The 13,961-nt window shown below is 63.4% G+C and carries 13 protein-coding genes; 9 read left to right on the top strand and 4 right to left on the bottom strand.

Annotated elements, in window-relative coordinates; genetic code table 11:
• Positions 1–39 precede the first annotated feature (39 nt).
• The 9 genes from CU669_RS04395 (at position 40) to CU669_RS04355 (ending at position 9,497) form a co-directional block, all read left to right on the top strand.
• The gene (locus CU669_RS04395) at positions 40–372 is read left to right on the top strand and encodes a TusE/DsrC/DsvC family sulfur relay protein (RefSeq protein ID WP_112142573.1); all 333 of its coding nucleotides are present in this window, start codon (positions 40–42) and stop codon (positions 370–372) included.
• Between the two features lie 85 nt (positions 373–457).
• Entirely contained in the window at positions 458–1,186 is a 729-nt protein-coding gene (locus tag CU669_RS04390) for a respiratory nitrate reductase subunit gamma (RefSeq protein ID WP_112142572.1), read from the top strand.
• A gap of 1 nt (position 1,187) precedes the next feature.
• On the top strand, positions 1,188–2,687 hold the full coding sequence (dsrK, locus tag CU669_RS04385; RefSeq protein WP_112142571.1) for a sulfate reduction electron transfer complex DsrMKJOP subunit DsrK: 1,500 nt from the start codon (positions 1,188–1,190) through the stop codon (positions 2,685–2,687).
• Between the two features lie 160 nt (positions 2,688–2,847).
• Positions 2,848–4,803: an NAD(P)-binding protein gene (locus CU669_RS04380; protein ID WP_112142570.1), complete on the top strand. Its 1,956-nt coding sequence runs from the start codon at positions 2,848–2,850 to the stop codon at positions 4,801–4,803.
• A gap of 113 nt (positions 4,804–4,916) precedes the next feature.
• Positions 4,917–5,258, top strand: coding sequence for an Hdr-like menaquinol oxidoreductase cytochrome c subunit (locus CU669_RS04375; RefSeq protein WP_239988534.1), 342 nt, complete (start codon positions 4,917–4,919; stop codon positions 5,256–5,258).
• Positions 5,255–5,947: a sulfate reduction electron transfer complex DsrMKJOP subunit DsrO gene (dsrO, locus tag CU669_RS04370; RefSeq protein ID WP_112142568.1), complete on the top strand. Its 693-nt coding sequence runs from the start codon at positions 5,255–5,257 to the stop codon at positions 5,945–5,947. Before CU669_RS04375 ends, dsrO begins: the two co-directional genes overlap by 4 nt.
• Positions 5,948–6,122: 175 nt before the next feature.
• Positions 6,123–7,331 carry an NrfD/PsrC family molybdoenzyme membrane anchor subunit gene (nrfD, locus tag CU669_RS04365; RefSeq protein ID WP_112142567.1) on the top strand — a complete coding sequence of 403 codons (1,209 nt, stop codon included), beginning with the start codon at positions 6,123–6,125 and terminating at the stop codon, positions 7,329–7,331.
• Positions 7,332–7,559: 228 nt separating this feature from the next.
• A complete protein-coding gene (locus CU669_RS04360) occupies positions 7,560–8,651 on the top strand; it encodes a hypothetical protein (protein ID WP_112142566.1) in 1,092 nt (363 codons plus the stop codon).
• Between the two features lie 78 nt (positions 8,652–8,729).
• Positions 8,730–9,497 (top strand): class I SAM-dependent methyltransferase, encoded by a 768-nt coding sequence (locus CU669_RS04355; protein ID WP_146747668.1) that lies wholly within the window; start codon positions 8,730–8,732, stop codon positions 9,495–9,497.
• A 483-nt stretch (positions 9,498–9,980) separates the two neighbouring features.
• On the opposite strand, the gene CU669_RS04350 is transcribed toward CU669_RS04355, so the two are convergent.
• From CU669_RS04350 to CU669_RS04335, 4 genes are read right to left on the bottom strand one after another with little or no spacing between them, the layout of a single operon-like run.
• Positions 9,981–11,069: a sulfate/molybdate ABC transporter ATP-binding protein gene (locus CU669_RS04350; protein WP_112142564.1), complete on the bottom strand. Its 1,089-nt coding sequence runs from the start codon at positions 11,067–11,069 to the stop codon at positions 9,981–9,983.
• Positions 11,070–11,079: 10 nt separating this feature from the next.
• Positions 11,080–11,928, bottom strand: coding sequence for a sulfate ABC transporter permease subunit CysW (cysW, locus tag CU669_RS04345; RefSeq protein WP_112142563.1), 849 nt, complete (start codon positions 11,926–11,928; stop codon positions 11,080–11,082).
• A 27-nt stretch (positions 11,929–11,955) separates the two neighbouring features.
• Complete coding sequence (cysT, locus tag CU669_RS04340; RefSeq protein ID WP_112142562.1) at positions 11,956–12,810, bottom strand: sulfate ABC transporter permease subunit CysT; 855 nt, start codon at positions 12,808–12,810, stop codon at positions 11,956–11,958.
• On the bottom strand, positions 12,807–13,814 hold the full coding sequence (locus tag CU669_RS04335) for a sulfate ABC transporter substrate-binding protein (RefSeq protein WP_205119371.1): 1,008 nt from the start codon (positions 13,812–13,814) through the stop codon (positions 12,807–12,809). The genes cysT and CU669_RS04335 overlap by 4 nt, the downstream gene beginning before the upstream one ends.
• Positions 13,815–13,961: the final 147 nt, after the last annotated feature.

The following is a 13,961-nucleotide window of genomic DNA, read 5'->3' as shown; positions in this document are numbered from 1 at the left end:
CGGGGCAATTTAGAAAGACACCAGAGGAGAGGTTCGACCATGGCTTACACCACCAACGGCGCCAGCATCGAGGCCGATGAAGAAGGCTTCCTGATCAATATCAACGATTGGAACGAGGATCTGGCCGGCCAGATCGCCAAGGACGAGGGCATCGCGCTCACGCCCGAGCATTGGGAAGTGGTCAATTTCCTGCGCGAATACTACGCCGAGTACCAGATCGCCCCGGCCGTGCGCGTGCTCACCAAGGCCATCGCCAAGAAGATGGGCCCCGACAAGGGCAACAACAAGTATCTCTACGAGCTGTTCCCCTACGGCCCCGGCAAGCAGGCGTGCAAGATCGCCGGCCTGCCCAAGCCGACCGGCTGCGTGTAACCGATTCCCCGGAGCGCGGGCGTCCCGCCCGCCTCCTTTTCCGGGACCAGCGGGCGGGACGCCCGCGCTCCGACGTGAGGGACTCGTGACGATCTTCTTCGCCATTCTTTTCATGGTCGCCACCCTGGTGATGGTCGTCGGACTGGGCCTCAAGATCGCCCAGTACGCCCGCACCCCGGCGCCGCTGAAGATTCCCACCACCCCGGCGCCGCTGACCAAGCCGGGCGTCGCCTTTCGCCTTGGCCGCGAAGCCCTGATGTTCGAAAGCCTGTTCAAGGGCAACAAGCCGCTCTGGCTGTTCGCCATGATCTTTCATCTCGGCCTGGCGGTGGTGCTGATCCGCCACGTCCGCTATTTCGAGACCTCGGTCGGCCCGCTGGTCGCCCTGGTCCAGCCCCTGGCCCAGCCCGCCGGTCTCGCCATGGTGGCCGGATTGCTGCTGCTGTTGGCGCGGCGCGTGGTGATCGAACGCATCCGCTACATCACCGGAAAGTCCGACATCCTGATGCTGGTGCTGCTGATCGCCATCGGCGCCAGCGGCATGGCCATGAAATGCCTTGTTCACACCGATATCGTGGCGGTGAAGGCCTTCTTCACCGGATTGATGGGCTTCGAGCTGCGGCCGCTGCCCACTGATCCGCTGCTGGCGGTGCATCTACTGCTGGTGGCCGCCCTGATGATCATCTTCCCGTTCTCCAAGCTGTTGCACGCGCCGGGCCTGTTCTTCAGCCCGACCCGCAACCAGACCGACACGCCGCGCGAGCACCGCCATCTGTGCGATTGGGCCGCCAAGCTCGAAGAGAAGAGGAGCTGACATGGCCGCCCCCTTCGACACCCCCGAACTGGGCAATGTGGAAGAGCGCCGGATTCCTGCGCTTAAAGTCGGTGCCATGGCCGAATCCAAGCCCTATGTGGCGGCCGCCGCCCATCAGGAACCGCTGGGCTTTCCCGGCGTGCTGGAAGAGGGCTGGGAAAAGAAGGCCATCGGCCATATGGGCGAGCTGCTGTCAAAGTACCGCTCGCTGCAGGTGTTCATGGACATCTGCGTCAAATGCGGCGCCTGCACCGACAAGTGCCACTATTTCCTGGGCACCGCCGATCCCAAGAACATGCCAGTGGCCCGCCAGGATCTGTTCCGCTCGGTCTATCGCCGCTATTTCACCCCCATGGGCAAGATCGCGCCCAATCTGGTGGGTGCGCGCGACCTGACCAAGGACGTGCTGGACGAGTGGTACAACTACTTCCACCAGTGCTCGCAGTGCCGCCGCTGCTCGGTGTTCTGCCCCTATGGCATCGACACCGCCGAGATTTCCATGGCGGCCCGCGACATCATGGATTCCATCGGCCAGGGCCAGAAGTACTGCAACGAGATCATCGGCAAGGTCCACAAGATCGGCAATAATCTCGGCCTGCCCGCCCCTGCCCTGCTCGACACGCTGGAAGGCCTCGAGGAGGACATGGAGGCCGAGACGGGCGTGGCGGTGAAGCTGCCCATCGACGTCCACGGCGCCGAGGTGCTGCTGGTCACGCCGTCGGCCGACTTCTTCGCCGAGCCGCATATCCTGGGCCTGATGGGCTATGCCAAGGTGTTCCATGCCGCGGGCGTGTCGTGGACCCTGTCCACCCTGGCGTCGGAAGCCGGCAATTTCGGCATGTTCATCGGCAATTACGAGCAGATGCGCAAGATCAGTCTGCGCATCCGCGAGGCCGCCCTGCAATTGGGCGTCAAGCGCATCATCTTCGGCGAATGCGGCCATGCCTGGCGCGTCGCCTATTCCTTCCTCAACACCCTGGCGGGTCCGTGGGACTTCCTTGATCCCCGCTATCCGGTGCCGCAGCACATCTTGGAATTCACCAACGACCTGATCAGCCGCAAGGGCATCAAGCTGGACAAGTCGGGCAATGACGGCATGGTGCTGACCGTCCACGATTCCTGCAACGTGGCGCGTGGAGCCCGCATGGGCGATACGCCCGGCGGTCAGTTCACCATCCCGCGCGCGGTGATCCAGGCGTCGGTGCCGAAATTCGTCGACATGCACCCCGACACCATCTGCGAGAAGACCTTCTGCTGCGGCGGTGGCGGCGGCTTGCTGACCGACGAGCTGATCGAGCTGCGCGTCAAGGGCTCGGCCCCGCGCATGGAAGCCTTGAAGGACGTGGTCGAGCGCGAGGGCGTCACCCACATGGCCGCCATGTGCGCCATCTGCAAGGCTCAGTTCACCAAGATCCTGCCCTATTTCGGGCACGACCGGGAAATGGTGGTCTCCGTTCACCAACTGGTGAGCAACGCCATCATCCTGGGCGACAACGACTGACGACAAGCGCCCGGCGCTTGAGGGACCGAATATGAGAGCGAGGCTTTAGCCGAAGCGCGGGAGCATTGAGCGACCCGAAGCTTTAGCGGAGGAAAGCCAAGCGAGCGGATGCGAGCGCCCGGCGCTTGAGGGACAAAAGAAAATACAAGGGAGAGTTTCCATGGCTGCCAAGACCAGTGCCAAGGCCACCACCGAGGGCTTGAACTATCGCCGCTACAAGGACGGCGACTTCAAGCCGGGCGCCTGGCAGAAGGAAATCTTCCAGGCCGGATGGTCGCACAAATGCCCGACCTATGTGCTGCGCACGCCGCCGTGCTCGGGCTCGTGCCCGTCGGGCCACGACATTCGCGGCTGGCTCGACATCGTGCGCGGCGTGGAAAAGCCCCCGGCGGGAATCTCCATGCAGGAATACGCCTTCCGCCGCATGACCGAGGCCAATCCCTTCCCCGCCGTCATGGGCCGCGTCTGCCCCGCTCCTTGCGAGCAGGGCTGCAACCGCAACATGGTCGAGGAACATGTCGGCATCAATTCGGTGGAGCATTTCATCGGCGATTGGGCCATCGAGAACAAGATGACCTTCCCCAAGCCGGAGCATGAGACCGGCAAGTCGGTGGTGGTCATCGGCGGCGGCCCGGCCGGTCTGTCGGCCGCCTATCACCTGCGCCGCGCCGGTCATGCCGTCACCCTGCTGGAGGAAAAGCCGGAATTGGGCGGCTATGTCCGCTATGGCATCCCCGGCTACCGCACGCCGCGCGAGGTGCTGGACGCCGAGATCAACCGCATCATCGACATGGGCATCACCATCAAGACCAAGTGCCGGGTCGGCACAGACATCACCGTGTCCGAGCTGGAAACCAAGTACGACGCCATCTTCTGGGGCGTCGGCACCCATTCCGGTCGCGGCCTGCCGGTGCCGGGCTGGAAGGACACCGCCAACTGCGTCTCCGGCGTCGCCTTCCTGAAAGCCTTCAACGAGGGCCGCCTGCAACACGTCCCCGGCCGCATCATCGTGGTCGGCGGCGGTGACACCTCCATCGACGTGGCCTCGGTGGCTCGCCGCCTGGGCCATATCAAGCAGGTCTCCGACCAGGACCGCGTCGATCACGTCATCCTGGGCCAGGTCGCCCATGACGTGGCCGCCAGCGCGTCGCGCGAAGGCGCCGACGTCACCCTGACCTCGCTGTTCCCGGTGGAAAAGATGTTCGCCGCCCAGCGCGAGATCGATGACGCCAAGCGCGAAGGCGTCGACATCAAGGGCGGCATCATGCCGCTGGAAGTGATCAAGGGCGCCGATGGCCGCGCCACCGGGCTGAAGCTGTGCCAATGCACCATGGACGGCATGACCCCCAGCCCCATCGCGGGTACCGAATTCGTCATGGAGGCCGACCTGATCGTTTCGGCCATCGGCCAGAGCGGCGATCTGGCCGACCTGCCCGAGATCGACAACGGCCGTGGCTTCATCAATGCCGACAAGACCATGCGGGTGCCGGGCAAGCCCAAGCACTTCGTCGGCGGCGATGTCGTCAAGCCGCATCTGCTGACCACCGCCATCGGCCACGGCCGCGTCGCCGCCGCCAGCATCGAGGAATTCCTGGTCAAGGGCGATGTGGGCAAGCGGCCCAAGGTGGATGTCCACCACTTCAACCTGCTGGACAAGCTGCGCGAGGCCAATCTGTCGCCCGCCGCCTATGACGTGGGCGCCACCCGGGGAACCGACGCGGCGAAATTCGCCGTCCACAATTTCGAGAATCGCGGCCCCAATGAGATCATCACCCACGAGGATCTGTTCCTCGGCCACTTCGTCCAGACGCCGCGCCATCACCGCGACGAAGTCCACATCGCCGCCGATCAGGTGATCGGCAATTTCGAGGAACGCCTGATTCCCTTGAGCGAGCAGGGCGCGGTGGACGAGGCCAAGCGCTGCATGTCCTGTGGCCTGTGCTTCGAATGCGACAACTGCGTGGTGTTCTGCCCGCAGCACGCGGTGGACCGGGTCAAGAAGTCCGAGCGCACCACCGGCCGCTATGTGGAAACCGATTATTCCAAATGCATCGGCTGCCACATCTGCCGCGACGTCTGCCCCACCGGCTATATCCAGATGGGGTTGGGGGAATAGGGATGGTCATGCAAGTCACCCCACCCCCAGCCCCTCCCCATCAAGGGGAGGGGAGATTCCGCTCTAGCCCCTCCCCCTGGTGGGGAGGGGTTGGGGTGGGGGGCCTGCTGCTCATGCTTCTTCTCGTCACTCTGCCCGCCCTGGCCGCCGACCTGCCCAGTCTGCCCAAGCCCAAGGGCGAGGCCTGCATCGCCGCCAATGACGTGATGCGGCGCGACCACCCGGACATGCTGAAGCATCAGCGCGACGACACCATGCGGCTTGGCATCCGGGGCGGCAAGGCGTCGCTGAAGGACTGCGTCGCCTGCCATTCCACCGCCGACACGGCGGGCAAACCGGTCCCCATCAATGCCGAGGGGCAGTTCTGTCAGTCCTGCCACGCTTACGCCGCCGTCAAGCCCGACTGCTTCGAGTGCCATGCCACCACGCCGACGGTCAAGGAGGCCAGTCGATGACCGAGCTTTCCCGCCGACATCTTATCCTGGCATCGGGCGCCATCCTGCTGGTCTCCCCCGCCCAGGCGGGCCAGCCCGCCTCGGCCGCCAAGCGCTGGGGCCTGCTGATCGACACCCGTAAATGCGCGACCGACTGTACGGTCTGCGTCGACGCCTGCAAGTCCGAGATGGGACTGTCCGGCCACGACCGGCCGTTGACCGACGCCCAATACATCCGCAAGGTGGATGTGAAGGATCCGGCCACCGGCAATGCCCATTCGCTGCCGGTCATGTGCCAGCATTGCGCCAAGCCCGCCTGCGTCGATGTCTGCCCCACCGGAGCGAGCATGAAGCGGGCCGACGGCATCGTCCTGGTGGACCGCCATATCTGCATCGGCTGTCGCTATTGCATGATGGCTTGCCCCTACAAGGCGCGCAGCTTCGCCCATGAGGAGCAAACCGGCCAGAAGCCTTACCTTCCGCGCGGCAAGGGGACGGTGGAAGGCTGCACGCTGTGCGTCCACCGCATCGATGACGGTCGTCTGCCCGCCTGCGTCGAGGCCTGCGCCGCCAAGGCCAAGGGAGCCATGCTGTTCGGCGACCTGAAAGACCCGACCAGCGAGATCGCCAAGCGCGTCGCCGCCGAGGCCACCACCCGCATCCGCGCCGATCTGGGCATGGAGCCGGGCGTTCGCTATCAGGGGATTTGATTGTTTACAAAAGGAGCCTGACCTTCGTTTCTCGTCATTCCCGCGAAAGCGGGAATCCATGCATCCGCCAATATCACTCTCTCGGTTAATATCGGATGCCAGCCCCACCATGGACCCCCGCCTGCGCGGGGGTGACGAAATAAATGGAGGGAGAAGGAAGAGGGAAGGCATCGGGATGATAAAGACAGAATACAAGGAAGTCCGCCCCTTTACCCCCGGCTGGGTCGCCCTGGCCGGTGGATTGGGCGCCGTGATCGTGGCCGCCCTTGCCGCCGTCTGGACCATGGAGCACCAGGGCCACTGGGTCACCGGCATGACCAATCAGGTGGTCTGGGGCATGCCCCATGTCTTCGCCGTCTTCCTGATCGTCGCCGCCTCGGGGGCGCTGAACATCGCCTCGGTGGGATCGGTGTTCGGACGCGCGCCCTATCAGCCGCTGGGCCGCATGTCCGGCCTGCTGGCCATCGCCTTGCTGGCGGGCGGCCTCGCGGTTCTGGTTCTCGATCTGGGCCGCCCCGACCGCCTGTTCGTCGCCATGACCCATTTCAATTTCAAATCCATCTTCGCCTGGAACGTCATCCTCTATTCCGGCTTCTTCGGTGTGGTGGCGGCCTATCTGTGGACCATGATGGATTGGCGGGCCAAGGCCTTTTATAAGCCCGCCGCCCTGGCCGCCTTTGTGTGGCGGCTGATCCTGACCACCGGCACCGGCTGCATCTTCGGCTTCCTGGTGGCCCGCGAGGCCTATGGCGCCGCCGTCATGGCGCCGCTGTTCATCGCCATGTCCTTCGCCTATGGGCTGGCGGTGTTCATCCTGGTGCTGCTGTTCGTCGCCAAGACCACCAGGCGGCCGCTGGGCGACCAGTTGCTGACCCGGCTGGTCCGCCTGCTGGGCCTGTTCGTCGCCGCCAATCTCTATTTCTTGGCACTGCATCACGTGACCCAGTTGTATTTCGCCGGACGCGGCGCGGTGGAAAGCTACATCCTGACCGGAGGTGGCATCTACACCACCCTGTTCTGGGGTGGCCAGGTGGCGCTCGGGGGAATTTTCCCCCTGATCATCGCATTCGGTGGCTGCGGCCATGCCGTGCGCAAGCGCTCCGCCATGGCCTCGGCACTGGTGGTGCTGGGGGGCTTGGCGCAGGTCTATGTCCTGATCATCGGCGGCCAATCCTGGCCCCTGGATCTGTTCCCCGGAATGGAAGCCACCTCCAGCTTCGCCGATGGACGTATACATGCCTATGTTCCGACTGTTCTTGAAATCGTTCTTGGAATAGGCGGAATTGGGATCTTTGGTTTTATTGTGCTGGTCGGCGTCACGGCGCTTCGGCTTCTTCCCACCGATCTTGGCGATTCCGTCGCAGAGTCCGACAACATGTGCTGAGTTGTATCAATTCATCACATACTGAAGTCTATTCCATTAACATTTTGTTGATCCTTTCCCTCCATTCCGTCACATATCCCAGCGGGGATATGGGAGTAGTACGGCTGGGTATTGGGGGGCAAAGTGACAACTGCAAGTCTCGCTATCGGTGGCGATCTCGCTCAAGGTCACCTCGACGCCATTCGTAGAACGCTGAGGACGCAAGTATCCGACATCCTACGGGTCAATATGGCTCAGTTGTCGGTCCTGTCTCCGGAGCAGGTCTATGACCACGTTCTGAATACCCCCGCCGTCCTGCACGAATGTTTTCAGGTCTTCCGCTCGCAGCCCGACCTGTTCAAGCGCGTCGCCGTCCGCCCCGACAAGCGGCCGGCCACCAGTGACCAAGACCCGCTGTGGTGCGGACGCACCGTATCCGACGTGGTGCGCCTGATCGTGCGCGCCTCGGCCAAGCGCTATTTTCGCGCCACCTTACCCCCCGCCCCGCGCCCGGTGGCGCCAAAGGCCCCCGATCTGTCGCTGCTGCAACAGGCCGCCATCCGCCTGCGGTTGAAGAAGCCGCCGCCTCCGCTCCGCCCGCTGCCGCCGCCCCTGGGACCGGCGGAGAAGCTGTATGGCGCCTTCCGCGAGAATCTGGGTTTCGAATGGCAGGTGCCGCTGATTCCCCATTACGCCCCCTTGGACCTTCCCACGGTGAAGGGCCTTGGCGCCCGCATCCTGACCTTCCGCGAGCCCGGCCAGTTGAAGATCCTGGCCGAGGAAGGACTGACCGCCGATGGCCGCTTGCCGTTGATGCTCGATGACGCCAGCCGCTTGCGCGGCCCCGATGGCGGCGTCGACCCCAACGCCCTCAGCGAGGCCTTCGCCAAGATGGATCTCAGCGTCGTCTTCCCCAATTTGGCGGACAGCGGCGCCCGCCGGGCGGTATCGCAGATCTCGTGCATGGACAGCCGCATCTTCCAGCAATTGGTGCCCGCGCTGGACAACAATCTAAGGCTGGTCACCGTCTTCCTGTTTTCCTCCTTCGCCCGCATGGGCGAGAAGGCCTTCCGCCAGGCCATGGGGCCGACCGGAGCCCAATGGGCGGTCCAGAAGCTGGCCAAGCATCTGGAGACCTGCAAGCCCTGGCCGCGCAGCCTGCCCAGCCTGAGGCAGGCCTCGGAGCGGGCCATGGCCTTCGCCATCGACCTGGACAACGGCCTGCCCGCCCAGGCCTCCTTGAAACCCGCCGCCAAGCCAGCCGCTGCTCCGGCCGCCCCCGGACCGGCACGCGCGGCACGCGCCCCCACGGTCGCGGTCTCGGCGCCCAGCCGCCGATAGGTCGGCCCGGCCCTCAATTGCCATATTGCCCAGCGGTCTACAATCTGCACACTTAGTGTGGCGGATAAGGAGGCCAACTTGACGACGCAGACCCCACCCTTGGCGCCGGGAAGTGCCTTCCTGACCTATATGGAATCGGGTTTTCCACAGATCGCGGGCTGGCCCGGGCAACCTTCCTCCGTCATTTTCATGGCCCATTTCAAAGAGTTGTTCGAGCGGCACGGGGTGACCGGCGGCGCCTGCGAAATCGGCGTTCATCACGGCAAATACCTGATCGCGCTCCACAACATCCTGGCTCCGGCCCGATCACTGGGCATCGACGTCTTTGATGACCAGGACAAGAACGTGGACGGGTCCGGCAAGGGGTCATACGACCTGACCCGCGCCTATGTGGACAGCTTCGTGGCCGACCCCGACAGCGTCGCCCTGATGTCCAAGGACAGCCTGACGCTCAATGCCGCCGATCAGGCGGAGATCCTGGCAGAATACGGCCGGTTCGCTTTTTTCAGCATCGACGGCGGGCACACCGCCCAACACATTACCTATGACTTCTTCCTGGCCAGCGAGCTGACCTCGCCCTATGGCATCATCGCGGTCGACGATATGTTCCACCCGGATTGGCCTGGCGTCACAGAGGGAATATTAGCGGCCCTGGCGACCCGCAGATCGCCCTTCGTACCCCTGTTCCTGACCCGCAAGAAATTGATGCTGTGCCATTTCAGCGTGGCCAAGCCCTATCACGACTTCATCCTCGGCATCTGCCGCGACGTCTATAAATTCGATCCGACCATGGTCACCCTCTGCGGCCATGCAATTCCATCGCTGAACTTCGGGTCGGAGTATTAGAAGGAATCATCATTGGAACCGCCCAGCTTGCCCTACGAATACATGTATCATGGCTCGATATCAGGAAGATTCACTGTATACTTTTCGCCGACTTTTCCCGGAAAGTCTTTGAGGACGGCGTCAATCAAGGCGGCAATAACGAGTTCTAATTTCGCGGATTCCGTGCTGCACTGGGCCCAGCCGCCAAACACCTTTTCTCCCGGCTGGGATTGCGGTGACGGCTTGCGGTGACAGTGCATTTAATGTCCACACTCAAGGCACCATGACACCTTGATCTCAGACAAGAGAAGGTTCACCGCCAGTTCCCACTCCTCCGCCAATTTCCTTTCAGAGTAACCGTTCTCTCCGCCGCGATATTCTCCACTGGCTGTTGACGGTCGGACGGGGAAAGGCATGGGTTTGTGGGGCAGGTATTGCGTGCACTGCCACCCCAGCCCACCATTAATGCCGATGAGGGGGCACTCCTGTCACCGCAATCCTATATCAACCACTCCCGTTTCCGGTCGGCTGTGCGCGGGCCTGGGTGCCATCGTCCAGGAATATTTGAGCGCGGCGGGGCACCACGCGAATCTTTTGCCGTGGGTGCAGGCTAAGCCGGTCGAAGACGTCGCGTGCCAACTCGGCCTCCACGATTTGGCCGTCCGCCAGGTTCACTTCGATCCTAACCTGCGGCCCCAGCACCACGGCATGACGCAAGGTCGCGTTGGCCTGTTCGGAACCGGCTTCGATGTCGAAATCGTGGGGCCGGATGAAAGCCGTGACATCCCTTTCGCCATGACCCGCAAAGTCGGGAGCGATCATCTCGGTGCCGACGACATGGATGCGTCCGCCGTTCGAGCGGCATGGAAAGCCATTGACGTTGCCCAGGAACCGATAGACGAAGGGACTGACGGGATGGTCGTAGATATCGCGGGGGCTGCCGACCTGTTCGATGCGCCCATGGTCCATCACCACCACGCGGTCGGCCACTTCCATGGCCTCTTCCTGATCATGTGTCACGAAGACCGAGGTGATCCCCAGATCGTCGTGAAGATGACGCAACCACCGTCGAAGATCCTTGCGCACCTGGGCGTCGAGAGCACCGAATGGTTCATCCAGCAGCAACACCCGTGGCTCGACGGCCAAGGCGCGCGCCAAGGCGACGCGCTGACGCTGCCCCCCGGACAATTGCGACGGATAGCGGCTTTCCAGCCCCTTCAACTGCACCATGGACAACAGGTGCTCCACGCGCTCGCGGATTTCCGCCTTGGACGGCCGCAGGGCACGTTCCCGCACGCGCAGGCCGAACGAGATGTTGTCGGCGACGGTCATATGCCGGAACAGGGCGAAATGCTGGAACACGAAGCCGACCTGACGGTCGCGGACCGCGAGATTGGTCGCGGATGTGCCTTCGAAGGCCACCTCACCGGCATCGGGACATTCCAGACCGGCGATGATGCGTAACAGCGTGGTCTTGCCCGATCCTGACGGCCCCAGCAGCGCCACCAGTTCACCCGGCTCGATGGACAGCGAGACGTCCTTCAGGGCGCTGAACGAGCCGAACGTCTTGGATAGATTGCGTACTTCGATCATGTCTGCTCCATCAGCGCAAGGCGGCCGCGATCTCGTCGCGGTGAACCCATTCCAGGAAGGTCTTGACGGCCAGCGTCAGCAGGGCCAGCAACGCCAACAGCGAGGCGACGGCAAAGGCGCCGACGAAGTCGTACTCGTTGTAAAGAATCTCCACATGCAGAGGCATGGTGTTGGTCAGGCCGCGAATATGGCCGGACACGACCGATACCGCGCCAAACTCGCCCATGGCGCGGGCGTTGCACAGCAAGACGCCATAGACCAGGCCCCATTTCACGTTGGGCAGCGTCACCATGAAGAAGGTCCGCCAACCGCTGGCCCCCAGGACCGTAGCGGCTTCCTCTTCCTCGCGGCCCTGCGCCTCCATTAGCGGAATCAGTTCCCGGGCGATGAAGGGAAAGGTGACAAAGATGGTGGCCAACACGATGCCGGGCACGGCAAAGATGACCCTGACCCCATGGTCAGCCAATATCGGCCCCACCCACCCCTGCAACCCGAAGATCAGCACATAGATCAGACCGGAGATGACGGGAGAGACGGAGAACGGCAGGTCGATCAGGGTCATCAACAGCGAACGACCGGGAAAGTCGAATTTGGCGACCGACCAGGCGGCGGTGATCCCGAACACCAGATTCATCGGCACGGCGATGGCTGCCGTCAACAGAGTGAGCCGGATGGCCGCCAGCGTCTCGCGCGTCGCCAAGGCGCTGAAATAGGCCTCGGTTCCCTTCCGGAACGCCTCGGCCAGCACGGCGGCCAGGGGCATGAACAGGAACAGACCCAGGAAGGCCAGGGTCAGAAGACACAGCGCCCAGCGGATAAGCGCCGGCTCGCTCACCGGTCGGCGTGAGTGGGTCGGCATGGATGTATTCTTGGACAAGGCTTCCTCCTAACCGCCCATGCGTGACTTGCGCCACCGCTGCAGCAGATTGATGGCCAGCAGCATGACGAACGAAACCAACAGCATCACCGTGCCGATGGCGGTTGCCCCGGCGTAATCGTATTGTTCCAGCTTGGTGATGATCAGCAGGGGCGCGATTTCGGAAACACCGGGCAGATTGCCCGCGATGAAGATCACCGAGCCGTACTCGCCCACCGCACGGGCGAAGGCCAGCGCGGTTCCGGTCAGCAAGGCCGGAAGCAGGGCAGGCAGGATCACCATGACGAAGGTCTGCACCCGGCCCGCCCCCAGGCTGATGGCGGCCTCTTCCACGTCGGTCTCCAGATCCTGAAGGACGGGTTCCACGGTACGGACGACAAAGGGAAGGCTGATGAACACCATCGCCACGATCACCCCAAGCGGAGTATAGGCGACCTTGATCCCCCACTGGGCGAGGACGGACCCCAGCCAACCGTTCTGGGCGTAGATGGCGGTGAGCGCGATGCCCGCCACCGCCGTCGGCAGGGCGAAGGGCAGATCCACCATGGCGTCCACCAGCTTGCGGCCGGGGAATTCATAGCGGACCAGCACCCATGCCACCAGCAAGCCGAACACGGCGTTCAGCAGCGCCGCCAGCAGCGCGCCGCCGAAACTCAGGCGATAGGCGGCCAGCACTCGGCCGTGAAACGCGGTTTCGACGAAGGCGCTCCATCCCATTCCCGCCGTCTTGAAGAACACGGCCGACAGAGGTATCAGCACCACCAGACCCAAATAGACGATGGTGAAGCCGAGGGACGGGCCGAAGCCGGGAAGCACGGTGTGCCTCGCGGCCCGGGTTCCCACCAAGGCGGACAGCGCACTCATCGCTTTTCGAACAACTGGTCGAAGGTTCCGCCGTCGGTGAAGTGCGCCTTTTGTGCCTTCTGCCAGCCGCCGAAGGCGTCGGCGATGGTGAAGGTCTTCACCTCGGGGAACTGCTTTGCGTATTTCTTCGCCACCTCGGGATCGGTCGGTCGATAGAAGTTCCGGGCGGCGATTTCCTGGCCGATCGGCGCATAGAGGTAACGCAGGTAGGCTTCGGCCACCTTGGTGGTGGCGTGGCGCTCCGCCACCTTGTCGACCACCGTCACCGGCGGTTCGGCCAGGATGCTGAGGGACGGCACGACGATTTCCACGTTCGCCTCGACCAGTTCCTTGGACGACATCAGCGCCTCGTTCTCCCAGGCCAGCAGAACGTCGCCGATGCCGCGCTGCACGAAGGTGTTGGTCGAGCCGCGGGCGCCGGAATCCAGGACCGGCACATTCTTCAGCACGGCGCGGACATAGTCGCGGACCTTGGCTTCGTCGCCCTTGAATTGGCGCTCGGCCCAGCCCCAGGCGGCCAGGTAGTTCCAACGGGCACCGCCCGAGGTTTTGGGATTGGGGGTGATCACCTGCACGCCGTCGCGCGCCAGATCGCCCCAGTCCTTGATGGCCTTGGGGTTGCCCTTGCGCACAAGGAACACGATGGTCGAGGTGTAAGGCGAGCTGTTGTGCGGCAGGCGGACCTGCCAATCCTTCGGAATCAGTCCGGTCTTTTCCGAGATCGCGTCGATATCATAGGCCAGCGCCAGCGTGACCACGTCGGCTTCCAGTCCGTCGATGACCGCCCGCGCCTGCTTGCCGGCGCCGCCATGCGACTGATTGATGGTCACCTTCTCGCCAGCGGTCTTCAGCCAATGATCGGCGAAGGCCTTGTTGAAGTCCTGATACAGCTCGCGGGTCGGATCGTAGGACACGTTGAGCAAGGTGGTCTCGGCCTTGGCGGCCGGAGCCAGGATCGTCGACGCCGCCAACGCGGCGGCCAGCAGGAACGGGGTGCGGCGCATCTCTCTCTCCGTCATATGAACTGGAAAATATTAAATGATATTTTCTACTGGATTGGTAGATATTTTTTACCCTAGGCGTTTCGTCGCGCCGCCCGCGCCCCCGAAAGCGCGGCCGCGATTGACAATGTCGACAAAATCCGCCCATTT

This window comes from Paramagnetospirillum kuznetsovii (assembly GCF_003284725.1).
Taxonomy (GTDB): Bacteria; Pseudomonadota; Alphaproteobacteria; order Rhodospirillales; family Magnetospirillaceae; genus Phaeospirillum; species Phaeospirillum kuznetsovii.
Note: the sequence above shows the minus strand (reverse complement) of the source record. Positions and strands in the feature narration are given on the sequence as shown.